This window comes from Stenotrophomonas sp. 57, from assembly GCF_030291075.1.
Taxonomy (GTDB): Bacteria; Pseudomonadota; Gammaproteobacteria; order Xanthomonadales; family Xanthomonadaceae; genus Stenotrophomonas.
The window spans coordinates 3,820,383-3,842,795 of the sequence record NZ_CP127407.1; the positions used below are offsets into that span (position 1 = coordinate 3,820,383).

The following is a 22,413-nucleotide window of genomic DNA, read 5'->3' on the forward strand; positions in this document are numbered from 1 at the left end:
GCGGCGTTTTTCATTCCATCACTTACCGCCGAGGCGTTCCCACAGGAAGCTGTAGGCCAGCGCCGACATGTGTGCAGCCTGCGCGTTGTTGGCTGCGCCGCCGTGGCCACCTTCGATGTTCTCGTAGTAGGTCACGTCCTTGCCGGCGTCGATCATCTTCGCCGCCATCTTGCGTGCATGGCCCGGGTGCACGCGGTCATCGCGGGTGGAGGTGGTGAACAGCACCGGCGGGTAGTTCTTCTTCGCGTCGAACAGGTGGTACGGCGAGAAGGTCTTGATGAACTCCCAGTCGCTGGTGTCCGGGTTGCCGTACTCGGCCATCCACGAGGCGCCGGCCAGCAGGTGGCTGTAGCGCTTCATGTCCAGCAGCGGCACCTGCACCACCACCGCACCGAACAGTTCCGGGTACTGGGTGAGCATGTTGCCGGTCAACAGGCCACCGTTGCTGCCGCCCTGCACGCCCAGGTGCTTGGCGGTGGTGATCTTGCGCTTGACCAGATCGCGCGCCACCGCGGCCATGTCTTCATAGGCCTTGTGACGGTTCTGCTTCAGCGCCGCCTGGTGCCAGCGCGGGCCATACTCGCCACCGCCACGGATGTTGGCGACCACGTACACGCCGCCCTTGTCCAGCCAGGCGCGGCCCATGCCACCGGAATAGCTCGGGGTCAGCGAGATCTCGAAGCCACCGTAGCCGTACAGCAGGGTCGGGTTGGAGCCGTCGAGCTTCATCGCCTTGTCGTGCACCACGAAGTACGGCACGCGGGTGCCGTCCTTGCTGGTGGCGAAGTGCTGCTCGATCACCTTGCCCTTGGCATCGAAGAAGGCCGGCATGGTCTTCAGCGTTTCCGGGGCCTGGCCGATTTCAGCCAGTGCCAGCGTGGTCGGGGTCAGGTAGTCGGTGGCGGTCAGCCACACCGCATCGCTGTCATTGCTGTCGACCGCCGCCACGCCCAGCGTGCCGAAGGCCGGCGCACCGACAAAGCGGCTGGTCTGCCAACCATTGGCGCCCGGAGTCAGCACCGACAGGCGGTTCTTGACGTCGTCCAGCACGTTCAGCACCAGGTGGCTCCTGGTCCAGGTGGCGCTGGCCAGCGAGGTGGTCGCGGTCGGGGTGAACAGCACGTCGAACTCGCGCTTGCCGGCCAGGAAGTCGTCCAGCCGGGTCGCCAGCAGCGAACCGGACGCATAGGTCTTGCCACCGACGGTCCACGGATCACGCAGCTCCAGGGTCAGCCACTGCTTGTGCAGGCCCTTCTCGGCCGAGTTCGGCGCGTCGATCTTGGTCAGCCTGCCATCGTCGCCACGCAGGTAGATCTCGTTGTTGTAGAACGCCAGCGTGCGGCTGACCAGGTTGCGTTCGAAGCCCGGGGTGTCATCGTGCATCGCCGCGATGTACATGTCCTCCGGCTTGCCTTCATAGACCACGCTGGCCGAGGCCATCGGCGTGCCGCGCTTCCACAGCTTGGCCACGCGCGGGTAGCCGGACGTGGTCATCGTGCCGGCGCCGAAGTCGGTGTAGACGAACACGGTGTCGCGATCGATCCAGTTGAGGCCACCCTTCGACTCGGGACGGAAGAAGCCGTCCTTGATCCAGGTCTTGTTGGCCAGGTCGAACTCGCGGGTGACGTCGGCATCAGCACCGCCGCGCGACAGCGCGATCAGGCAGCGACTGTAGTCCGGGCGCAGGCAGTCGGCGCCGTGCCAGACCCAGTTTTCGCCCTCGGCCTTGTTCAGCGCATCCAGGTCGAGCACGGTTTCCCACTGCGGCGAGGCCTTGCGGTACTCGGCCAGCGTGGTGCGCCGCCACAGGCCACGCTCGTGCTGCTGGTCCTTCCAGAAGTTGTAGTAGTAGTCGCCGATCTTCTGCACGGCGGGAATCTTGGCGTCGGAGTCGAGCACCTCGCGGATGCTGGCCTCCATCTGCTTGAAGGCCGGGGTCTGCGCCAGGCGCGCCTCGGACTTGGCATTCTGTTCCTTGACCCAGGACAGCGGCTTGTCGCCGGTGACGTCCTCGAGCCAGGCGTAGCGATCGGTGTCTTCAGCGGCCACGGCGGTCCCCACCGAGGCAGCGGTCATCATGCCGGCCAGCAGGCAGGCGGAAGCGAATCGTGACATTGCAGCTCCAGGCAGTCATAAGCCGAGGAACGCTAGCATGGATCGCCACGGCCGCCCCCGTGTCGAAGGTCAGGCCGCCGCCGTGGAGCCGCGGCGGCCACCGGCCGCGCCACGGCTGCGGCGACGCGCCTGTCCACCGGTGCGACGCGCCAGCCGCAACCACGACAGGCGTGGCAGCGGGAAGCGCAGCAGCGCCCACCATGCCACCAGCGGCATGCCCACCAGCCACATCGGCAGCCAGCCCAGCCAGGCGTTGCTGCCACGCGCGGCGGGCCATACCAGTACCAGGGCCAGGCCGGCCAGGGCCACCTGCCGCACGCTGCGCAGCAGGCGCGGGTCGGTGCGCTCCAGGCTGACGCGTTCAGTTGCAGGGCGGCGGACGGAACGTGCGTTCATGGGGCTTCTCCGGTGGACGATGCAACACAGCTTGGGCCTGTCCCTTCTCACAGGTTGCGACACCATTGACGGATCCCGCACGCACAGTCGACCATGCTCGGGCAAAGCCCATCCGAGCCCGCTCCCGCATGACTTCGATCCGCCCGTTCTGCGCCGTGCTGCTGGCCCTTTCACTGGCCGGCCCCGCCGTGGCCGCCAGTGAGCCGCCGTCGCCCCGTACCAGCGCCTCTGGTGCGGCCGCCCTGGACGCACCGATTGACCTGAAGCGCTTCATGGGCACCTGGTATGTGATCGGCCGCGTGCCGAACTTCATCGAACGTGGCCATGTCGCCAGCGTCAACGAGTACGAGCTGCGCGACGCGCACAAGGTCGGCATCACCTACCGCTATCGCGATGGCTTCGGTGAACCGCTGCAGGAAGTGCGTGCCCGCGCCAGCGTCGACCCGGACAGCGGCAACCACGGCTGGCGCACCTGGTTCTACCGCGTAGTGCCGACCCATTCGCGGGTGCTGGAAGTGGCACCGGATTACTCCTGGGCGCTGATCGGGTACCCGGGCCGCGAGATGGCCTGGATCTTCTCGCGCACGCCGGACATGGACAAGGCGCTGTACAAGGAGCTGGCCGAGCGCCTGCGCGACGAGTACGGCGTGAATACCGACAAGCTCAAGCGCGTACCGCAGCATCCCGAGCAGGTCGGCAAGCTGGGCTACGAAGTGCCGAACGTGCGTTGATCGCGCGTGGGATTGCCGGCCAGCGGCCGGCACTACCCGAACGAGATGCCGGGCGCCGCCCGGCATTCTGTTATCTGCGGCTGTAGTGTGCGACCAGACGGTCGCCGAGCATCTGCAGCAGCTGCACCAGCACCAGCAGCAGGACCACGGTGACCAGCGCCACGTCGGTGTGCGAACGCTGGTAGCCGTCGCGGAACGCCAGATCGCCCAGGCCGCCGGAACCGATGGCGCCGCCCATCGCGGTGAAACCGATCAGCGCGACGGTGGTCACCGTCGCACCGGCGATCAGGCCCGGGCGCGCTTCCGGCAGCAGCACGCGGGTAACCAGCTGCCAGGTGGTGGCGCCCATCGCCTGGGTCGCTTCGATCACGCCGCGGTCAACCTCGCGCAACGCGGTCTCGACCAGGCGCGCATAGAACGGTGCGGCACCAATGACCAGCGGCACGATCGCACCACGCACGCCCAGCGAGGTTCCCATCAGGAACAGGGTGACCGGAATCAGCACGATCATCAGGATGATGAAAGGCACCGAGCGCAGCAGGTTCACCACCAGCGCCAGCACGCCATAGGCGAACGGACGGCGCTTCATCTGCGGTGCGCCGAACAGGTACAGCAGCACGCCCAGCGGCAGGCCGATGGCCAGGGTCAGCGGCAGCGAACCGAGCAGCATCAGCAGGGTGTCGATGGTGGCCTGGCCGATGTCGGCCCACTTGCCCGCATCCAGGTGGCGGAAGAAGCCGCCGGCAGTAGCGATGATCATCGACGCAGTTCCTCAACATGCACGCCGGCGGCCACGAACGCGGCCTGCGCGGCGGACTGGTCGCCGCCCACCAGGGCGACCACCAGCTGGCCATACGGGGTGTCCTTGATCCGGTCAATGCGGCCGGACAGGATGTTGTAGTCGACGCCGGTCTGCCGCGCGACACTGCCGAGCAGGGGTTCGTAGGTGTCGCCACCGAGGAACGTCAGGCGCACGATGCGGCCGCCGACCACGTCGAAATCGCGGTGCAGCGCACCCTCGTCCACATGCTCCGATTCACTGACGAACCGGCGCGTGGTCGGGTGCTGCGGGTGCAGGAACACGCGGGTGACCGGTCCGGTCTCGACCATCTGCCCAGCGTCGAGTACCGCGACGCGGTCGCAGACGCGGCGGATCACATCCATCTCGTGGGTGATCAGCACGATGGTCAGGCCCAGCTCGCGATTGATCTTCGACAGCAGCGACAGCACCGAGGCCGTGGTCTGCGGGTCGAGCGCGCTGGTGGCTTCGTCACACAGCAGGATCTGCGGACGGGTCGCCAGCGCGCGCGCAATGCCCACGCGCTGCTTCTGGCCGCCGGACAGCTGCGCCGGGTACTTCTGCGCGTGCGCCTCCAGGCCAACGGTCTGCAGCAGCTCGGCCACACGCGCGTCGATCTCCGCCTTCGGCGTGCCGGCCAGCTCCAGTGGGAAGGCCACATTGCCGGCCACCGTGCGCGAGGAGAGCAGGTTGAAGTGCTGGAAGATCATGCCGATGCGCCGGCGCAGCGTGCGCAGGCCATCCGCGTCCAGTGCGGTGACATCCTCGCCGCCGATCAGCAGACGGCCACCGCTGGGCTCTTCCAGGCGGTTGATCATGCGGATCAGGGTCGACTTGCCGGCGCCGGAATGGCCGATGATGCCGAACACCTCACCGGCTTCGATGGTCAGGTCCAGCGGTTGCAGCGCGCTGACTTCGCGGCCGGCAACGGCATAGGATTTGTGCAGGCGCTGGAACTCGATCACGGGCGTGGCTCACCGGCTGGGTGACGGAAGGGGGCGTGCAGCCTACCAGCGCCGGCGCTCGCGCGCCCGCGCCATGGGCCAGAATGTTATTCCTTTTGGTTCTAAGTCGCGTGTAACGGGGATGACGGTGGGGGTCAGAGCCCCTGCGAGGGTCTGCCCCCGGGGTCGGATCCCCGAAGGGGCTCTGACCCCATCCCGGGCAGATTCAGGGATGGTCCAGGGGCTTCGGCGGCTGCACCCGGTTCATGCGCTCGCGGTGCAGCAGGTACAGGCCCGAAGCCACGATGATCGCCGCCCCCACCCAGGTGTAGCCGTCCGGCAGCTGGCCCCAGAAGGCCAAGTCCCAGCCGATCACCCAGACCAGGCCGCTGTACTCCAGCGGCGCGATCATCGACGCCTCGCCCAGCTGGAAGGCCTTGGTCAGGGCGATCTGGCCCAGCGCCCCGGCCAGGCCCATGCCGGCGATCAGCGGCGCATGCGCCAGCTGCAGCGGCACCCAGCGGGGAAGGGCCAGCAGCCCGGCACCGATGGCCATGATCACCAGGAACCAGACCACCATCGACTGCGAGGTGTCGGTGCGGGTCAGGAGGCTGACCGTGATCGCGGCCACGGCATAGGCCGTCGCCGCCGCCAGCACCATCAGGCCGGGCACCGAGATGAAGCCGTCCACGCCCGGTCGCAGCACCACCAGCACGCCGATCAGGCCGATGCCGATGGCCACCCAGCGGCGCGGCCCGACCCGCTCACCCAGCAGCGGCACCGACAACGCCGCGATCAGCAGCGGCGCAACGAAGTAGATGGTGTAGGCGGTGGACAGCGGCAGGTCGCGCAGGGCGAACACGAAGCAGCCGATCATCGCCATGCCCAGCGCGCCACGCAGCAGGTGCAGGCCCCAGCGCCGCGGCACCAGCGAGCGTGGCCCGGCACTGACCAGCACCCACACCAGCACGAACGGCAAAGAGGCCGCACCGCGCAGGAAGGTCACTTCCAGCGTGGGATAACTGGCCGACAGCTGCTTCATGCCAGCGTCCATCAGCGAGAAACAGGCGACCGCCGCGACCATCCAGGCCACCGCGCGCGAAGGGGAGCGTTGCACGTTCATGGCCCATTATCGCCGACCGCGCGCCCCGCCGGGCGCCGGGCATGGGCGCCGCGATAGAATGGCCGCCACTGAATTCCGCGGAGCCACGCCCATGCCTTCCTTCGACGTCGTGTCTGAAGTCGACACCCACGAACTGACCAACGCCATCGACCAGGCCAACCGCGAACTGGCCACCCGCTTCGATTTCAAGGGCGTGGACGCGAAGTTCGAGCGCGATGGCGATGTGATCAACCAGTTCGCGCCGACCGAATTCCAGCTCAAGCAGATGAACGACATCCTGCGTGCACGCCTGGCCGCGCGCGGCATCGATGTGCTCAGCCTGGAGTTCGGCGACATCGAGACCAACCTGGCCCAGGCCCGGCAGAAGATCACCGTCAAGCAGGGCATCGAGCAGAAGATCGCCAAGAAGATCGCCGCCGCGCTGAAGGAGGCGAAGCTGAAGGTGGAAAGCCAGATCAACGGCGACAAGCTGCGTGTGCAGGGCAAGAAGCGCGATGACCTGCAGGACGCCATCGCCGTGCTCAAGGCCGGCAAGTTCGAGCTGCCGCTGCAGTTCAACAATTTCCGCGATTGATCTGCCCGCCGGGCATGGCCCGGCGGACTGCAACGTCAACCGCGCAGCAGCTTGTACAACGTGGTGCGCGAGATACCCAGCTGGCGTGCGGCCAGGCTCAGATTGCCGTCCGCCGCCTGCGCGGCACGGCGCGCCGCGTCACGCTGCTGATCACGCAGCAGCGGTGCATCCATCGCCACCGCTGAAGGCCGTTGCGCACTGCGGCCAGCGACCTTCCGCGGCGCCTGCAGGTGCTGCAGGTAAACCGCACTGCCCTCGCCCACCCGCACCCGATGCGGCGCCCCGGGTTGCAGCAGGCTTCGCCGCTGCGCGGCACTGGCGCCGGCAAACAGGCTTTCCAGGTTCAACAACGGCAACGGCCCCCGACGCGGCAGGCCCAGCAGGCGCCGCGCAACACGGTTGGCCGCGCGCAGTTGGCCGTCCTCCTGCACCGCCAACAGGCCCTGCAACGGTGACGCCAGCCAACGTGGATCGTGCTGCAGCGCCAACAGGTGCACGTCGGCAAGCGTGTGGAACAGCCGGTTCTCGCTGGCCAGAGCGGCCTGCCGGAAATAGCCCTGCAGCAACGAGGGATCGCGCTCACCCAGGCCGGTGATATCGATCACTCCGCATACCTGCCCCTCAAGATCATGCAGCGGCTCGCTGAGGCAGAACACCGGCGCAAAGCGCTGCAGGTAGTGCTCGTTGCCGCGTACCAGCGCCGGCACGTCGTCAGCCAGGCTCACCGCCGGGGCGGTAGTACCGATCTCCGTCTCCCCCAGCCGCCGACCGACCTGGATCGGTCGCAGCAGGGGCGCATCTTCCAGGCCATGGGCCTGCTGCGCGATCACCACGCCTTCGCGATTGGCGCAGAACATCGTCCATCCACGCCCACCAAAGGCAGCCCACAACTGTTCCAGCTCCGGCCGCACGCAGCGCGCCAGCCGGCGGTCGCCGGGATCGGAAAGATGCCGGCCATCGCCCAGCAACGGACGGTACTCCGGCTCCTGCCCGGGCAGCAGGCCTGCCGCGCGTGACCGCAGCCATGACTGCTGCAGTGGCAGCGGCAACACGCCCAATGAGCGCGGATCGCCCTCCGCGAAGGCGGCACGTGCCGCCATCAACTGCTGCTGCCCGACTGTCGTGGCCATCATGGAGGCAGCGTACACCCGTCGGCGGCAACGCCACGTTACGTTCCGACAACGGAATGTTTCCGCCAGCGGTTCAAACAAGGGGTCAAAGCCGTTTTCCTTTGGAAAACGGATCCGACCCCGTGCCGACCAACGGTCGGCACCCACCAACAGCCGCGGGAACCTGTCGAAGGCGGGGTGGGTCCGGTTGCGGGGGCGTGAGCGCCACGGATGGCGCGACCGAGCCTACACGGACGTATTCACGGCGTCCCCCGCAACCGGCCCCACCCCGCCATCCCACGGAATGCCCGCTTTTGCTTTTGCCGTTGCTTCGGCGGGTGCAGGGCGCAGCCCTGCAATCCCACCCTCTGCTCAGGCCGCGATGCGCAGAATCGGCTTGAGCGTGATTCCCTTCGTACTGTCCTCCGCCGCCTGGTTGATCTGTTCCAGCGGATAGAACTTCACCAGCTTGTCGAACGGGAAGCGGCCCTGCAGGAACAGCGTGACCAGCTGCGGAATGAACACCTGCGGCACGCTGTCGCCTTCCACGATGCCGCGGATGCTGCGACCACCGAGCAGCAGGTTGTTCACATCGAAACTGGCGGTGGTGCCCAGCTTCGGTGCGCCGACCACGCCCATCATGCCCAAGCCGCCCAGCGCCTCGATACCCGCCGACAGCACCTCAGGGCGACCGGTCGATTCCAGCGCGAAGTCCGCACCACCGCCGGTAATCGCGCGTACGGCCTCGATCACGTCGGTTTCGCGGCTGTTCACCACGTGGGTGGCGCCCAGTTCCAGCGCCAGCTCCAGCCGCGAGGGCACCACGTCGATGGCGATGATGGTGGTGGCACCGGCCACCTTCGCCGCCATCACCGCACTCAGGCCCACCGCGCCGGCACCGTAGCTGGCGAAACTGCTGCCCGACCGCACCTGCAGCGAATTGAGCACCGCACCGGCACCGGTCTGGATGCCGCAGCCCAGCGGGCCCAGCAGTTCCAGCGGCGCATCGTCGGGTACCTTGATCGCGTTGATCTCGCGCGCGATGGCGAAGGTGGCAAACGAAGACTGCGCGAAGAAATGGTCGTGCAGCGGCTGGCCCTGCGCATCGGTGATCGCGGTATGGCCGTGGCCATCATCGCCACCGAAGTTCAGCGCAAAGAAGTCATTGCAGTAGGCACCGTGGCCGCCCCGGCAGGGATTGCAGTGACCGCAGGCGCCATAGGTCAGCACCACATGGTCGCCCACCTTGAGGTCGCGCACGTTCGGGCCCACCGCCTCGACGATGCCAGCCCCCTCATGGCCGAGCACTGCCGGCAGCGGCACCGGGTAGTACTGGTCGCGCACGATCAGGTCGGTGTGGCACAGGCCCGTCGCCACCACCTTCACCAATACCTCGTCGTCCTGCGGGCCACGCAGCCGGGCCTGCTCGATGACGAAGGGCTGTTCTTTGCCGCGGACCACGGCAGCGGTGATCTCGTGGGTTGTGGTCTTGTCGTTCATCGTGATGGCTCCTTCGATCAGATCGGGTAAGCGGGCGCTTCGCCCTTGACGGTCAACCACTGCCACTGGGTGAACTCCTCCCCGTTGGCGGGGCCACCGATGCTGGTGCCGTTGCCGGACGCACCGACGCCGCCGAAGGGATTGATCACGTCGTCGTTCACGGTCTGGTCGTTGATGTGCAGCAGGCCGGTGCGCAGGCGCTCACCCAGCTTCAGCGCGCGCCCGACATTGCTGGACACGATAGCCATCGACAGGCCGTACTCGCTGTCATTGGCCAGGCGCACGGCATCGTCGTCATCGTCGAACGGCACCACCACCGCCACCGGTGCGAAGATCTCTTCGTTGAACGCCGGATTGTCGGCAGAGACGTTGCCAAGCACGGTCGGCGCGAAGAACAGATCGCGATGGGTACCGCCCGCCTCCAGCGAGGCACCGGCCTGCACCGCCTGTTCGACCAGGCGCGCGGCGTGGTCGCGCTGGCCGGCGTTGATCAGCGGGCCGATCGCCACGTCTTCGCGCGCCGGGTCGCCCACCTTCAGCGAATTGGCCTTGGCCACCAGCTTCTGCAAGAACGCGGCATGGATCTTCCGCTGCACCAGCACGCGGCCGGTCGCCATGCAGATCTGGCCCTGATGCAGGTACACGCCCCATGCGGTGTTGGCCACCGCCAGGTCGAGGTCGGCATCGTCGAGAATGATCAGCGAGTTCTTGCCGCCCAGCTCCAGCGAGACCTTCTTCAGGTGCTTGCCCGCCGCTTCGCCGACCTTGCGTCCAGCTGCGGTGGAACCGGTGAACTGGATCATCGCCACGTGCGGATCGCTGGTCAGCGCTGCACCCGCTGCGCCATCACCGGGCAGCATGTGCAGAACCCCCGCCGGCAGACCGGCCTGTTCAAACAGGCGTGCGATCACCGCGCCGCCGCACACCGCCGTGCGCGGGTCCGGCTTTAGCACCACGGCGTTGCCCAGCGCGATGGCCGGCGCCACCGCGCGCATGGCCAGGTACAGCGGGAAGTTGAAGGGCGAGATGACGCCGACCACGCCCAGCGGCCGGCGCCGCGCCAGGTTCAGCCGACCCGGCTCGGACGGCAGGATCTCGCCGGTGCTGCGCGACGGCAGCGCGGCGGCCTCGTGCAACGCCTTGATGGTGACCTTGGCCTCGAAGCCGGCCTTGAGCCGGGTCGAGCCGCTTTCGCGCACCAGCCACTCGACCAGGGTGTCGATGTTTTCTTCTGCCAGGCGCGCCGCTTTGCGCATGACCTCAGCGCGCTGCTCGTAGGGCGCTGACGCCCACGCCAGTTGCGCCTGGGCAGCGGTCGCCGCCGAGCGCGCCACCTGCGCCGGGTCGGCCAGCCCGATCTGGCCGAGCGTCTGGCCGGTGGCCGGCTCGATCACCGGCTGCCGTTGCGCGGCCACCTGCCAGTGACCATCAAAGAAGGCGCCGGCCCAAAGGGCATCCGGCAGCCACGGAGAAGATGCAGTCATGGGTGTCCTCCTGTGTCGTGCGCCCATTCCACGCCCGCCGTCCGCGGCAGGCAATCGGCCATCCACCGGCCGCCCGCAAGGGCTTGAATCGGCGGGCATTTCCAGCATGACGACTGTCCAGTTCCTGCACAGTGAACAGCGCGGCGGCGGCACACTGCCTACAATGTCCGCCCCGCCAGCCGACGTGCCCGCCATGACCGATGCCCACCTGCCCACCGATGACCCGATCGCCGCCACCCGCCTGTGGCTGGAGCGCATCGTCATCGGGCTGAACCTGTGCCCGTTCGCCAAGGCGGTGTACGTGAAGGACCAGGTCCGCCTCGTGCTCAGCGATGCGACCACGCCCGAAGCGCTGGTCGAACAGCTGGCCGAGGAGCTGGTGCTGCTGCGCGATACGCCGGCCGAGCAGATCGATACCACGCTGATCGTGCATCCGCAGGTGCTGACCGATTTCCTCGACTACAACGACTTCCTCGACAACGCCGACGCCGCGATCGAGGCACTGGACCTGCAGGGCATCCTGCAGGTGGCCAGCTTCCATCCGGATTACCAGTTCGAGGGCGTGGCCGCCGACGACGCCAGCAACTACACCAACCGCGCCCCCTTCCCCACCCTGCACCTGCTGCGCGAGGACAGCGTGGCGCGCGCGGTGGACGTCTATCCGGACCCGGACGTGATCGTCGAGCGCAACATCCAGACCCTGGACCGCATCGGCGTGGACGGTTGGCATCGCCGCCTGCGTGGCGACGACCTGTCATGAGCGGCGTGCCGCCGATTGCCGCATGGCCGGCCGCGCCGCTGTCGGGCAAGGTGGTGATTGTCACCGGGGGTGCCAACGGCATCGGCCGCGGCATCGCCCAGGCCGTGCTCGGTGCCGGTGGCCGCGTGCTGATCGGCGACCTGGACGTGGAGGCCGGCGAAGCGTGTCTGGTGGAATGGCAGCGCGGTGATGACGCCGCGTTCCAGCGCCTGGACATCACTGACGAAGCCAGCGTGCGCGCGTTCATCGCCGTGGCGCTGCGTCGCTTCGGCCGCATCGACGGGCTGGTCAACAATGCCGGCATCGCAGGGCCACACGGCACGCGGCTGCAGGACATGGAGTGGGACGAGTGGCAGCGCCGCCTGTCGTCGCTGCATGGCGCCTTCCTGTGCAGCAAGCACGCGCTGCCCGCGCTGTCGGCCAGTGCCGCCGGCGCGATCATCAACATCGCTTCGACCCGTGCCTGGCAATCGGAGGCGCACAGCGAGGCCTATGCGGCGGCCAAAGGCGGGCTGGTCGCGTTCACCCATGCGCTGGCGATCAGCGCCGGCCCCGCGGTGCGGGTGAACAGCATCAGCCCCGGCTGGATCGGTACCACGGCCTGGCAGGCACCCTCGCGCCGCCACGAGCCCGATTACTCGGCCACCGACCACGCCCAGCATCCGGTCGGCCGGGTCGGCCGCCCTGAAGATATCGGTGCACTGGGGGTGTATCTGCTGTCCTCGCTGTCCGGCTTCACCACCGGACAGGACTTCATCGTCGACGGCGGCATGACCCGGAAGATGATCTACGCCGAATAAGCACCGCTTTCCGGTGGGTGCGGACCTTGGTCCGCACCATTGCCGGAAAGTGCCAACCAAGGTTGGCACCTACCAGAGCGGTTCACGCCATGCCCGAATGGCGCAGCAGCGCGTCGATCTGCGGTGCGCGGCCGCGGAAGGCCTTGAAGTTCTCAGCCGCCGGGCGGCTGCCACCCCGCGACAGGATCTCATCGCGGAAGCGTGCACCGGTTTCCGCGAGCGCCTGCGGCGCTTCCTCGAACGCGGCGTAGGCATCGGCGCTCAGCACCTCGGCCCACTTGTAGCTGTAGTAGCCGGCCGCATAGCCCCCCGCGAAGATGTGGCTGAACTGGTGCGGGAAGCGGTTCCAGACCGGCGGATGGTTCACCGCCACCTCCGCGCGCACCCGATCAAGCAGCGCCAGCACGCTGTCCTGCGCCGGCTCGAACTGGCTGTGCAGCAGCATGTCGAACAGGCCGAATTCCAACTGGCGCACGGTCGCCATGCCGCTATGGAAGTTGCGTGCAGCCAGCATCCGTTCGTACAGCACGCGTGGCAGCGGCTCGCCACTGTCCACGTGCGCGGTCATCGCCTGCAGGTGATCCCACTCCCAGCAGAAGTTCTCCATGAACTGGCTGGGCAGCTCCACTGCATCCCATTCCACGCCATTGATACCGGCCACGCCCAGTTCGCCGATGCGGGTCAGCAGCTGGTGCAGCCCATGGCCCATCTCATGGAACAGCGTGGTCACTTCGTTGTGGCTGAAGGTAGCCGGCTTGCCATTGGCACCACGACCGAAGTTGCACACCAGATAGACCAGCGGCGTCTGCACGCTGCCGTCTGCGCGCACGCGGCGGTTGCGGCAATCATCCATCCACGCACCACCGCGCTTGCCTTCGCGCGCGTACAGATCCAGATAGAACTGGCCAACGAGCGCGCCCTGTCCGTCGACCAGGCGGAAGAAGCGCACGTCGTCATGCCACACCGGTGCGCTGTCCTCCTGCACACGCAGGCCGTACAGCTGCTCGATCACCGAGAACAGGCCACCCAGCACCTTCGGTTCGGTGAAGTACTGCTTCACGTCCTGCTCGGAATAGCTGTAGCGCGCCTGCTTCAGGCGGTCGGCGGCGAAGGCCAGGTCCCAGGCCTGCAAAGACTCGATACCCAGCTGCTCGCGCGCAAACTGCTCCAGCTCGGCGCGGTCCTTGTCCGCGAACGGCTTGGCGCGTGCAGCGAGGTCACGCAGGAAGCCGAGTACTTCGGCCGGGTCCTGCGCCATCTTGGTCGCCACCGAATAATCGCCGTACGAACCGAAGCCGAGCAGCGCCGCCAGTTCCGCGCGCAGGGCGAGGATGCGGTCGATATTGCCGCTGTTGTCCAGCGCGTCGTCGCCGAATTCGGATGCGCGCTGCGCGCTGGCGCGATACAGGATCTCGCGCAGGTCACGGTCCTCGCCCCAGGTCTGCACCGGCAGGTAGCACGGCATCTGCAGGGTCAGTTTCCAGCCTGCTTTCCCATCCTTTTCTGCCGCCGCGTGCGCGGCGGCCTTCACGTCATCGGGCAGGCCGGCCAAGCGCGCTTCGTCCTCGATGATCAGCGACCACGCATCGGTAGCGTCCAGCACGTTCTGCGAGAACTTTGCCGACAGCGCCGACAGTTCCTCCTTGATCGTGGCGAAGCGCTGCTGGGCCTCGGGCGCCAGTTCGGCGCCCCCCAGGCGGAAATCGCGCAGGGTGTTGTCCAGCACCTTGCGCTGGGCCTCGTCGAAGGTCGCCGCCTCGGGGCTGCCGGCCAGTGCCTGGTACTGGCGATACAACGCCAGGTTCTGGCCCAGTGCACTGGCAAAGCGGGTCACCCGCGGCAGGTTGCTGTTGTAGGCCTCGCGCAGTTCCGGCGTGTTGACCACGCCCTGCAGGTGGCCGACCAGGCCCCAGGCGCGCCAGAGGCGTTCGGTGGCATCGTCCAGCGGGGTCACGAAGGTCTGCCAGGTGACCGGCTGCACCTGCTCGGCGGCGCTGACTGCGGCTTCCGCCTCGGCCAGCAGCACATCCAGCGCCGGCGCCACGTGCTCCGGGCGGATCGCCTCGAAACGCGGCAGGCCGGAAAAATCGAGCAGGGGGTTGGCAACGGTCACGGCAGGTCTCCAGGGTACGGGCCCGGCGGGCGGGCAGCCCGATAGATATGGCGCTGGCAGGCGTGGCTGACAAGGGGTCTCGGCCCGGCATTCACGTCGGCCTTACGGTCGCGCACCGAAGCTGTGGCTGCGGGGGAGTCCGCAGCGGTACGCACCGAACGAGGCCCTACATGGAAGGTCTGGCTGCAGTTGCATCCGCCTCACCTGCCCGGTCACTGGCATTGTCCGCCAGCCCGGCCGAACTGGCCTGGATCGCCGCATTGTGCGATGCCGGCGACGACGCCCCGCGTCACCTGCATCAGCTGCAGGCAGTGCTGCAGCAGGGCGGCACGTTCAGCGATGCCCAGGAGTGGTACCCGTTCGAAGTGATCGAACGCGGCGCCAGCCAGCTGAGGCTGGGCCATGAGCGCGAGTTCGTGATCTGCGTGCTGCTGTGGCTGCAGGCGTTGGCGCAGGGCCGCGCCAGCACGCTGGACCCGAGCCTGCATCTTGATGACCGCGCGATGGACATCGAGGCGCTGCCCGATGCCCTGCGTGATGCGGTGCTGGATGCGTTCACCGCAGCGGGGTATTGAGACGCCATCGTGATCGCCGGGCGTGGCCCGGCAACAACGTCGACCGTCCTACAACGCTTCCAGGCTGCGCCACGGCAGTTCGGGCAGCCCCTGCCCGGCCACCGCCGCGGCCAGCTGCGCATCGGCGCCGTCCACGTCGATGCCCTGGCGCACGTACCACGCCGGGTCGTAATAGCTGTGCGCGTAGCGCTCGCCGCTGTCGCACAGGATGCTGACGATGCTGCCCTGGCGGCCCGCCTCGCGCATCCACTGCGCGGCCTGCAGCACGCCGATGAAGTTGGTGCCGGTGGAGCCACCGACGCGGCGGCCCAGCTGGCGGCTGACATGGCGCATCGCGGCCAGGCTCAGCGCATCGGGTACCTTCACCATCGCATCCACGCTGGTAGGGATGAAACTCGGCTCCACCCGCGGGCGGCCAATACCTTCCACGCGCGAACCACCGCTGCAGGTCAGGCCCCGCCAGTCCTGCTCACCGGCCACCGCCGCCTGATAGCCATCGAAGAACACCGACACTTCCGGGTCGGCGCACAGGATGCGGGTGTCATGCCGGCGGTAGCTGACGTAGCGGCCCAGCGTGGCGGCGGTGCCGCCGGTGCCGGGGCTGCACACGATCCATTCCGGAATCGGGCTCGGCTCCTCGGCCATCTGCTTGAAGATGGATTCGGCGATGTTGTTGTTGGCACGCCAGTCGGTGGCGCGCTCGGCATAGGTGAACTGGTCCATGAAGTGGCCGCCGGTTTCACGGGCCAGTTTTTCCGAATCACAGTTGAGGTCGCAGGCACGCTCGACCAGATGGCAGCGACCGCCATGGAATTCGATCGCCGCGATCTTCTCCGGCGAGGTCGTGGCCGGGATCACCGCAATGAACGGCAAACCGAGCAGTCGCGCGAAATAGGCTTCGGAGACAGCGGTCGAGCCGCTGGACGCCTCGATCACCGGCCGCCCTTCGCGCAGCCAGCCATTGGCCAACGCATACAGGAACAGCGAGCGCGCCAGCCGATGCTTCAGGCTGCCGGTGGGATGGCTCGATTCATCCTTCAGGTACACATCGATGCCCTCGAACCCGGGCAGCGCCAACGGGATCAGGTGGGTATCGGCGGAACGGTTGAAATCGGCTTCGATCTTGCGGATGGCGGCGGCCACCCATTCACGCTGCGACATGGCGGGCAATCGTTGTCAGGACGGAACGGTGCGATCCGGTCATTGTACGTCGCAGTGCCGTCAGGTGCTGGCCGGTAGAATGGCGCCATCCGGCCGGCAACGGCCCTGTCTGAAGGACCTCCCCATGACCATTCCCGCCCTGCGCGATGTCCCCGGCGTCGCCGCCCAGGCCCCGGCCGAAACCACCGGCTTCGTGTTCAACCACACCATGCTGCGGGTGAAGGACATCACCGCCTCGCTGGACTTCTACACCCGCGTGCTCGGCTACCAGCTGATCGACAAGCGCGACTTCCCGGAGGCCCAGTTCAGCCTGTACTTCCTGGCCTACGTGCCGGCCAACGTCACGGTGCCGGAAGATGACAACGCCCGCCGCCTGTGGATGGCCGGCCTGACGGGCGTGCTGGAACTGACCCACAACCACGGTACCGAAACCCAGGATGGCGCGGTCTACCACGACGGCAACAGCGATCCGCGCGGCTTCGGCCACATCTGCGTGTCGGTGCCGGACATCGAGGCTGCCTGCCAGCGCTTCGAGGACCTCGGCGTGACCTTCCAGAAGCGCCTCACCGACGGCCGCATGAAGAACCTGGCCTTCATCAAGGACCCGGACGGCTACTGGGTCGAGATCATCGCCAACGCCTGACCCGGAAAAGGGCACAATTCCGGAAGCGCCGGGCCATGCCCGGCGGCCTTGAGCAGGCCGCGCTGCGTGCTCGCCGGGCACAGCCCGGCGCTACCGACTCCGTCCCCTTTTTCGCGAGGTTCGTATGGAAACGATGGAACTGCACCGTGGCCGCCTGATCGACCACATCCAGCTGGTGGTGCGTGACCTGGCCGCCAGCCGCCGTTTCTACCAGGCGGTGTTCGACACCATCGGCATCCCGGTGGCCGGTGAGGGCGATGACTACTTCTGGGCCGACGAGCTGTTCATTTCCAGCGCCAGCAGCGAGGCCGCAGCCGGCCAGCTGACCGGACGCCACCACCTCGCGTTCCAGGCCCGCGACACTGCCACCGTCGATGCCTTCCACAGCGCCGCGATTGCCGCCGGCGGCATCGACAACGGCGCGCCCGGCGAACGCCCCTACCACCCGGGCTACTACGGTGCGTTCGTGCTCGATCCCGACGGCAACAACATTGAAGTGGTCTACCACGGCCCGGCCAACTACAGCGCCGACTCGGTGAAGGTCACTTTCTGATATCACCGAAGCCGTGAACGAAGGAGCCGGGCAATGCCCGGCCTCTCTGCTTCCAACGATGCTGCCCTCAGTGGGCCGCCATGTAGATGTCCTGCAGCACGGCCTTTTCCAGTTCCAGCTCGCCCAGCAGGTTCTTCACGATGTCGCCCAGGCTGAGGATGCCGACCAGGCGGGCGCCTTCAGTGACCATCAGATGGCGACGCCGCGAGTACGTCATCAGCGACATGGCCTGCTTCAGGGTGGCCTCCGGCGCGATACCTTCCAGGCCGGTGGTCGGCACGCTGGAAATCACCCGACGGCCAGCCTGAGGGCCGTCGTCGGCCAGCGTGCGCACGATGTCCTTTTCGGAAATGATGCCCACCGGGGCATCGTCCTTCATCACCACCAGCGCAGCGATCCTGTTCGCGCTCATCTTGTGGGCGGCGGCACCGATGGTGTCTTCGGCGTCGATGGTGATGACAGCTTCTTTCTTGGATTGCAGGAGTTCGCGGACGTTCATTCTTGTTTCCTGGTGCAGGTCACTGAAGTCAAAAAAGTGTGCTCTTCCGATACGCCCCCTCCCCGGGAACAGACCTTTCAGCGCACGTCTGGCGCACCCGGCTGCCGGTGGAATGCATCGACAGGCGACGTGCTGCAACGCGAACGAGGCGGGTTCAACAGCACAGCCCGTATCTCGGTCAAATCGATTCTACGACTGCGTCCCTCGGTCGCTACCGGCATCGATGGGACAGTCCGTCGTGGGAACCAACCGACGATCCAGAGAATGGCACCGTGGCTGAAACCGCCGCTGAATACTGGCGGTGCCACGCGTTAAAGATTGAGTGCGTCCTGCCGAACGCGGACAGAACACCCGGCGGCTGTCCCACTTGCCACCGCTACCGACGCAAACGAAAGGGGCCCACGCGGGGCCCCTTCGCTTGCAGCATCCAAACAAGCCGACGGGTGTTACTCCACCGTCACGCTCTTGGCCAGGTTGCGCGGCTTGTCCACGTCGGTGCCACGTGCCAGCGCGGTGTGGTACGCCAGCAACTGGACCGGAATGGTGTGCACGATCGGGCTGAGCACGCCGGCATGGCGCGGCGTGCGGATCACATGCACGCCTTCGGACGCGTTGAAGTTGCTGTCCTGGTCGGCGAACACGAACAGTTCACCGCCACGCGCACGCACTTCCTGCATGTTCGACTTCACCTTTTCCAGCAGGCTGTCGTTGGGCGCGATCACCACCACCGGCATGTCCTCGTCCACCAGCGCCAGCGGGCCATGCTTCAGCTCGCCCGCCGGGTAGGCCTCGGCGTGGATGTAGGAGATTTCCTTGAGCTTGAGCGCGCCTTCCAGCGCGATCGGGTAGTGCAGGCCACGACCCAGGAACAGCGCGCTGCTCTTGCGCGCGAAGCGCTCGGCCCAGGCAGCGATCTGCGGCTCCATGTTCAATGCATGCTGCACGCTGCCCGGCAGGAAGCGCAGCTGCTCCAGGTAGTCCGCTTCCTGCGCCGCGTCGATGCGGCCATGCAGCTTGCCCAGCACCATGGTCAGCTGGAACAGTGCCGCCAGCTGGGTGGTGAATGCCTTCGTCGAGGCCACGCCGATCTCGGCACCGGCACGGGTGTAGCAGACCAGTTCGCTGGCGCGCGGAATCGCACTTTCCGGCACGTTGCAGATCGACAGCGTGTGCTTGTGGCCGAGCGACTTGGCGTACTTCAGCGCTTCCATCGTATCCAGCGTTTCGCCGGACTGGGAAATGGTGACGATCAGGTGCTTCGGGTTGGCAAACGCGGCGCGATACCGGTATTCGCTGGCGATTTCCACGCTGCACGGCAGGCCGGCGATGGCCTCGATCCAGTAGCGCGCGGTCAGGCCGGAGTAATAGCTGGTACCGCAGGCGATGATCTGCACGCCCTCGATGCCCGACAGCACGGCCTCGGCGTTCTTGCCGAACAGCTCGGCCGGGAAACCACCGGCATCGATCGCCGCCTCGATGGTGTCGCCCAGCGCACGCGGCTGCTCGTGGATTTCCTTCTGCATGAAGTGGCGGTACGGGCCCAGCTCCAGCGATGCCAGCGACACGTCGGACAGATGCACGTCGCGCTCGACCGGCTGGTCGTGCTCGTCGAAGATGCGCACGCCGTCACGCCGGATTTCGGCGGTGTCACCCTCTTCCAGGAAGATCACCTTGCGCGTGGCCGAGATCACGGCCGAGACGTCCGAGGCGACGAAGTTCTCGCCTTCGCCCAGGCCGATCAGCAGCGGGCAGCCCATGCGCGCACAGACGAAGCGCTCCGGCTCGGCGCGGCTGACCACGGCCAGCGCGTAGGCACCGGTCAGTTCCTTCACCGTGTGCTGCAGCGCCACCAGCAGGTCGTCGCCGCTCTTCAGGTGATGGTGGATCAGGTGCGCGATGACTTCGGTATCGGTCTGCGACTCGAACGTGTAGCCCATCGCGCGCAGCTTCTCGCGCTGCTCTTCGTGGTTCTCGATGATGCCGTTGTGCACCAGCGCCACGCCCTGGCTGATATGCGGATGCGCATTGGCCTCGGTGACACCACCGTGGGTGGCCCAGCGGGTATGGCCGATGCCCAGCACCGCGTTGAAGCCCTCGGCCTCGGCCGCCGTGGCCATTTCCGACACTCGGCCGGTACGACGCACGCGACGCACCTCCGACCGCTCGGCATGGTCGATCACCGCGATACCCGAGGAATCGTAACCACGGTACTCAAGGCGCTTCAGACCCTCGATCAGCACCGGCACCACGTCGCGATCGGCGATCGCACCCACGATTCCACACATGTCACGCGTTTCCTTGAAGACGATCGCGGCATTCTAGCGTGCGTGTCCGCCTTCCCCCTCCTGTCCGCTTAATGAAAGTGTCCGGAAAGGTGTCCGCGGACACCCGGACACTTCACATAACAGCCCAACTCATTGACCCATAAGGAATTAAAGTTGGCACGCTACGTGCTTGGTACTGGCTACCACCGTCAGGCACGCACCCGATGATCCGCGACACTTCCGCCCAGGACCAGATCGTTTCCTCCGCCCCGGCCAGCGCCCCGCGCGCCAACTGGCTCCGTTACCGTTGGCCAGCGCTGGGCACGATCGCCCTGCTCGCCGGCATCGGCTGGGCCGTGCACGCCTGGTCCAACGCCAGCCGCTCCTTCGACAGCAGCCGCGTGCGCATCGCCGAAGTGAAGCGTGGCGATCTGGTCCGTGACATCGCCGCCGATGGCCGCGTGATCGCCGCCAACAGCCCGATCCTGTATGCCATCTCCGCGGGCACCGTGGACCTGAAGGTGGTCGCCGGCGATGTGGTGAAGAAGGGGCAGGAGCTGGCGATCATCGACAGCCCCGAACTGCGCAGCAAGCTGGCCCAGGAACAGGCCACCCTGGCCGGCCTGGAAGCCGAGGCCAGCCGTGCCGCGCTGGACGCCACCCTCGCCCGCGCCAAGTCGCGCAAGGAAACCGACCAGGCCACCATCGAACGGCAGGCCGCCGACCGCGACCTGCAGCGCTACCAGCGCGGCTACGACGGCGGCGCGGTGCCGCAGATCGACCTGGCCAAGGCCAAGGACTCGCTGAAGAAGGCCGACATCACCCTGGCCAACGCCACCACCGATGCCCGCCTGCAGAGCCAGGGCGCAGACCTGGATGCCCGCAACAAGCGCCTGCTGGCCGATCGCCAGAAGGCCGTGGTGGCCGAAGTGCAGCGCCAGGTCGATGCACTGACCCTGCGTGCACCGTTCGACGGCCAGGTCGGCCAGGTGCAGGCGGTCCAGTCCACCAATCTGGCCGCCAACGCGCCGGTGCTGGGCGTGGTCGATCTGTCCAAGTTCGAGGTCGAGATCAAGGTGCCGGAAAGCTTCGCCCGCGACCTGGCGATCGGCATGCCGGCACAGCTGACCGGCGGCAACGGCCAGCCGTTCCCGGGCGAGATCAGCGCAGTGTCGCCCGAAGTGGTCAACGGCGAGGTCACCGCCCGCGTGCGCTTCGCCAGCGCGCAGCCGGAAGGCCTGCGCCAAAGCCAGCGGATGTCGGTGCGCGTGCTGCTCGATACCCGCAGGAACGTGCTGAAGGTCGAGCGCGGCCCGTTCGTCGAACAGGGCAATGGCGTGGCCTACGTGATGGATGGCCGCACCGCCGTGCGGCGTCCGGTGGAACTGGGCGTCAGCAGCCTGGGCGAAGTGGAAATCAAGTCGGGCGTGCAGCCAGGCGACCGCATCGTGGTCTCCGGCAGCGACCTGTTCAAGGACGCCGAACGCGTCTCCGTCAACTGATACCTGATACCTGAATCCTGGAGAGAGGACACCCCATGTACATGCTCGAAATGCGTTCGGTCGCCAAGGTCTTCCGCACCGAACAGGTGGAAACCCACGCGTTGCGCTCACTGGAACTGCAGGTCAAGGAAGGCGAGTTCGTCGCCGTCACCGGCCCGTCCGGCTCCGGCAAGACCACCTTCCTCAACATCGCCGGCCTGCTGGAAACCTTCACCAGCGGCACCTACATGCTCGACGGCCAGGATGTGAGCACACTGGGCGACGATGCCCGCAGCCGCCTGCGCAACCAGAAGATCGGCTTCATCTTCCAGGGCTTCAACCTGATCCCCGACCTGAACCTGTTCGACAACGTCGACGTGCCGCTGCGCTATCGGAAGATGAGCGCCAACGAGCGCCGCGAACGCATCGAGAAGGCGCTGACCCAGGTCGGCCTCGGCTCGCGCATGAAGCACTACCCGAACGAGCTGTCCGGCGGCCAGCAGCAGCGCGCGGCGATCGCACGCGCCCTGGCTGGCAGCCCGCGCCTGCTGCTGGCCGACGAACCGACCGGCAACCTGGATACGCAGATGGCCCGCGGTGTGATGGAACTGCTGGAGGAAATCAACGCCGCCGGCACCACCATCGTGATGGTCACCCACGACCCGGAACTGGCCGCACGCGCGCAGCGCAACGTGCACATCGTCGATGGCCAGGTCACCGACCTGGTGCGCGAGCCGGTGCTGGCCACGCCGCCGCGCCACATCGTCGCCGTCAACGAGTGAGGGCCCG

Annotated in this window: 21 protein-coding genes; 9 read left to right on the forward strand and 12 right to left on the reverse strand. The window is 67.1% G+C overall.

The annotated features are described in order from the left end of the window. Positions 1–18: 18 nt before the first annotated feature. Both QP512_RS17525 and QP512_RS17530 read right to left on the reverse strand, forming a co-directional pair. Positions 19–2,115, reverse strand: a complete 2,097-nt coding sequence (locus QP512_RS17525) for a prolyl oligopeptidase family serine peptidase (RefSeq protein WP_286069957.1) — start codon at positions 2,113–2,115, stop codon at positions 19–21. 69 nt (positions 2,116–2,184) lie between these two features. Then, positions 2,185–2,511, reverse strand: a complete 327-nt coding sequence (locus QP512_RS17530; RefSeq protein ID WP_286069958.1) for a hypothetical protein — start codon at positions 2,509–2,511, stop codon at positions 2,185–2,187. Between the two features lie 128 nt (positions 2,512–2,639). On the opposite strand from QP512_RS17530, the gene QP512_RS17535 reads away from it, so the two are divergent. Beyond that, positions 2,640–3,242, forward strand: a complete 603-nt coding sequence (locus tag QP512_RS17535) for a lipocalin family protein (RefSeq protein WP_286069959.1) — start codon at positions 2,640–2,642, stop codon at positions 3,240–3,242. A 70-nt stretch (positions 3,243–3,312) separates the two neighbouring features. Here QP512_RS17535 and QP512_RS17540 read toward each other — a convergent pair whose 3' ends face one another. From QP512_RS17540 to QP512_RS17550, 3 genes are all read right to left on the reverse strand, one after another. Then, the gene (locus QP512_RS17540; protein WP_032961215.1) at positions 3,313–4,002 is read right to left on the reverse strand and encodes a methionine ABC transporter permease; all 690 of its coding nucleotides are present in this window, start codon (positions 4,000–4,002) and stop codon (positions 3,313–3,315) included. Continuing rightward, positions 3,999–5,006: a methionine ABC transporter ATP-binding protein gene (locus QP512_RS17545; RefSeq protein WP_014038545.1), complete on the reverse strand. Its 1,008-nt coding sequence runs from the start codon at positions 5,004–5,006 to the stop codon at positions 3,999–4,001. Before QP512_RS17545 ends, QP512_RS17540 begins: the two co-directional genes overlap by 4 nt. 205 nt (positions 5,007–5,211) lie before the next feature. After that, positions 5,212–6,108 (reverse strand): DMT family transporter, encoded by an 897-nt coding sequence (locus QP512_RS17550; protein ID WP_286069960.1) that lies wholly within the window; start codon positions 6,106–6,108, stop codon positions 5,212–5,214. A 91-nt stretch (positions 6,109–6,199) separates the two neighbouring features. Between QP512_RS17550 and QP512_RS17555 the strand changes: the two genes are divergently transcribed. Continuing rightward, positions 6,200–6,682, forward strand: a complete 483-nt coding sequence (locus tag QP512_RS17555; RefSeq protein WP_005419468.1) for a YajQ family cyclic di-GMP-binding protein — start codon at positions 6,200–6,202, stop codon at positions 6,680–6,682. Between the two features lie 35 nt (positions 6,683–6,717). On the opposite strand, the gene QP512_RS17560 is transcribed toward QP512_RS17555, so the two are convergent. From QP512_RS17560 to QP512_RS17570, 3 genes are all read right to left on the reverse strand, one after another. Continuing rightward, on the reverse strand, positions 6,718–7,812 hold the full coding sequence (locus QP512_RS17560) for a helix-turn-helix domain-containing protein (RefSeq protein ID WP_286069961.1): 1,095 nt from the start codon (positions 7,810–7,812) through the stop codon (positions 6,718–6,720). Positions 7,813–8,163: 351 nt separating this feature from the next. Next, a complete protein-coding gene (locus tag QP512_RS17565) occupies positions 8,164–9,291 on the reverse strand; it encodes an NAD(P)-dependent alcohol dehydrogenase (protein WP_286069962.1) in 1,128 nt (375 codons plus the stop codon). Between the two features lie 17 nt (positions 9,292–9,308). Continuing rightward, positions 9,309–10,775 (reverse strand): benzaldehyde dehydrogenase, encoded by a 1,467-nt coding sequence (locus QP512_RS17570; RefSeq protein ID WP_286069963.1) that lies wholly within the window; start codon positions 10,773–10,775, stop codon positions 9,309–9,311. Between the two features lie 193 nt (positions 10,776–10,968). Here QP512_RS17570 and QP512_RS17575 point away from each other — a divergent pair, with 193 nt between their 5' ends. Both QP512_RS17575 and QP512_RS17580 read left to right on the forward strand, forming a co-directional pair. Next, positions 10,969–11,535: a DUF1415 domain-containing protein gene (locus QP512_RS17575; RefSeq protein ID WP_286069964.1), complete on the forward strand. Its 567-nt coding sequence runs from the start codon at positions 10,969–10,971 to the stop codon at positions 11,533–11,535. Then, on the forward strand, positions 11,532–12,335 hold the full coding sequence (locus tag QP512_RS17580) for an SDR family oxidoreductase (RefSeq protein WP_286069965.1): 804 nt from the start codon (positions 11,532–11,534) through the stop codon (positions 12,333–12,335). Before QP512_RS17575 ends, QP512_RS17580 begins: the two co-directional genes overlap by 4 nt. Positions 12,336–12,417: 82 nt before the next feature. Here the strand turns inward: QP512_RS17580 and QP512_RS17585 are convergent, their stop codons facing one another. Further along, positions 12,418–14,448 (reverse strand): M3 family metallopeptidase, encoded by a 2,031-nt coding sequence (locus QP512_RS17585; RefSeq protein ID WP_286069966.1) that lies wholly within the window; start codon positions 14,446–14,448, stop codon positions 12,418–12,420. 170 nt (positions 14,449–14,618) lie between these two features. Here QP512_RS17585 and QP512_RS17590 point away from each other — a divergent pair, with 170 nt between their 5' ends. Continuing rightward, complete coding sequence (locus tag QP512_RS17590; RefSeq protein ID WP_345783089.1) at positions 14,619–15,023, forward strand: hypothetical protein; 405 nt, start codon at positions 14,619–14,621, stop codon at positions 15,021–15,023. A 48-nt stretch (positions 15,024–15,071) separates the two neighbouring features. On the opposite strand, the gene QP512_RS17595 is transcribed toward QP512_RS17590, so the two are convergent. Then, entirely contained in the window at positions 15,072–16,184 is a 1,113-nt protein-coding gene (locus tag QP512_RS17595; RefSeq protein ID WP_286069968.1) for a PLP-dependent cysteine synthase family protein, read from the reverse strand. Between the two features lie 124 nt (positions 16,185–16,308). Between QP512_RS17595 and gloA the strand changes: the two genes are divergently transcribed. Continuing rightward, positions 16,309–16,827, forward strand: a complete 519-nt coding sequence (gloA, locus tag QP512_RS17600) for a lactoylglutathione lyase (RefSeq protein ID WP_286069969.1) — start codon at positions 16,309–16,311, stop codon at positions 16,825–16,827. A gap of 124 nt (positions 16,828–16,951) precedes the next feature. Next, the gene (locus tag QP512_RS17605; protein WP_286069970.1) at positions 16,952–17,380 is read left to right on the forward strand and encodes a VOC family protein; all 429 of its coding nucleotides are present in this window, start codon (positions 16,952–16,954) and stop codon (positions 17,378–17,380) included. A 67-nt stretch (positions 17,381–17,447) separates the two neighbouring features. On the opposite strand, the gene QP512_RS17610 is transcribed toward QP512_RS17605, so the two are convergent. Both QP512_RS17610 and glmS read right to left on the reverse strand, forming a co-directional pair. Then, complete coding sequence (locus tag QP512_RS17610; protein ID WP_279939423.1) at positions 17,448–17,879, reverse strand: CBS domain-containing protein; 432 nt, start codon at positions 17,877–17,879, stop codon at positions 17,448–17,450. 446 nt (positions 17,880–18,325) lie between these two features. Then, the gene (gene glmS, locus QP512_RS17615; protein ID WP_286069972.1) at positions 18,326–20,164 is read right to left on the reverse strand and encodes a glutamine--fructose-6-phosphate transaminase (isomerizing); all 1,839 of its coding nucleotides are present in this window, start codon (positions 20,162–20,164) and stop codon (positions 18,326–18,328) included. 203 nt (positions 20,165–20,367) lie between these two features. Between glmS and QP512_RS17620 the strand changes: the two genes are divergently transcribed. Further along, positions 20,368–21,645, forward strand: coding sequence for an efflux RND transporter periplasmic adaptor subunit (locus QP512_RS17620; RefSeq protein WP_286069973.1), 1,278 nt, complete (start codon positions 20,368–20,370; stop codon positions 21,643–21,645). Positions 21,646–21,680: 35 nt separating this feature from the next. After that, complete coding sequence (locus QP512_RS17625) at positions 21,681–22,406, forward strand: ABC transporter ATP-binding protein (protein WP_014038558.1); 726 nt, start codon at positions 21,681–21,683, stop codon at positions 22,404–22,406. The last annotated feature ends 7 nt before the right edge of the window (positions 22,407–22,413 follow it).

Excerpts from the sequence above, each read along its gene's own strand:
- gloA (WP_286069969.1), top strand. The coding sequence starts at position 16,309 with ATGACCATTCCCGCCCTGCGCGATGTCCCCGGCGTCGCCGCCCAGGCC.
- QP512_RS17605 (WP_286069970.1), top strand. The coding sequence starts at position 16,952 with ATGGAAACGATGGAACTGCACCGTGGCCGCCTGATCGACCACATCCAG.
- QP512_RS17535 (WP_286069959.1), top strand. The coding sequence starts at position 2,640 with ATGACTTCGATCCGCCCGTTCTGCGCCGTGCTGCTGGCCCTTTCACTG.
- QP512_RS17610 (WP_279939423.1), bottom strand. The coding sequence starts at position 17,879 with ATGAACGTCCGCGAACTCCTGCAATCCAAGAAAGAAGCTGTCATCACC.
- QP512_RS17595 (WP_286069968.1), bottom strand. The coding sequence starts at position 16,184 with ATGTCGCAGCGTGAATGGGTGGCCGCCGCCATCCGCAAGATCGAAGCC.
- QP512_RS17550 (WP_286069960.1), bottom strand. The coding sequence starts at position 6,108 with ATGAACGTGCAACGCTCCCCTTCGCGCGCGGTGGCCTGGATGGTCGCG.
- QP512_RS17525 (WP_286069957.1), bottom strand. The coding sequence starts at position 2,115 with ATGTCACGATTCGCTTCCGCCTGCCTGCTGGCCGGCATGATGACCGCT.
- QP512_RS17620 (WP_286069973.1), top strand. The coding sequence starts at position 20,368 with ATGATCCGCGACACTTCCGCCCAGGACCAGATCGTTTCCTCCGCCCCG.
- QP512_RS17565 (WP_286069962.1), bottom strand. The coding sequence starts at position 9,291 with ATGAACGACAAGACCACAACCCACGAGATCACCGCTGCCGTGGTCCGC.
- glmS (WP_286069972.1), bottom strand. The coding sequence starts at position 20,164 with ATGTGTGGAATCGTGGGTGCGATCGCCGATCGCGACGTGGTGCCGGTG.
- QP512_RS17530 (WP_286069958.1), bottom strand. The coding sequence starts at position 2,511 with ATGAACGCACGTTCCGTCCGCCGCCCTGCAACTGAACGCGTCAGCCTG.
- QP512_RS17560 (WP_286069961.1), bottom strand. The coding sequence starts at position 7,812 with ATGGCCACGACAGTCGGGCAGCAGCAGTTGATGGCGGCACGTGCCGCC.
- QP512_RS17580 (WP_286069965.1), top strand. The coding sequence starts at position 11,532 with ATGAGCGGCGTGCCGCCGATTGCCGCATGGCCGGCCGCGCCGCTGTCG.
- QP512_RS17590 (WP_345783089.1), top strand. The coding sequence starts at position 14,619 with ATGGAAGGTCTGGCTGCAGTTGCATCCGCCTCACCTGCCCGGTCACTG.
- QP512_RS17625 (WP_014038558.1), top strand. The coding sequence starts at position 21,681 with ATGTACATGCTCGAAATGCGTTCGGTCGCCAAGGTCTTCCGCACCGAA.
- QP512_RS17570 (WP_286069963.1), bottom strand. The coding sequence starts at position 10,775 with ATGACTGCATCTTCTCCGTGGCTGCCGGATGCCCTTTGGGCCGGCGCC.
- QP512_RS17575 (WP_286069964.1), top strand. The coding sequence starts at position 10,969 with ATGACCGATGCCCACCTGCCCACCGATGACCCGATCGCCGCCACCCGC.
- QP512_RS17555 (WP_005419468.1), top strand. The coding sequence starts at position 6,200 with ATGCCTTCCTTCGACGTCGTGTCTGAAGTCGACACCCACGAACTGACC.
- QP512_RS17540 (WP_032961215.1), bottom strand. The coding sequence starts at position 4,002 with ATGATCATCGCTACTGCCGGCGGCTTCTTCCGCCACCTGGATGCGGGC.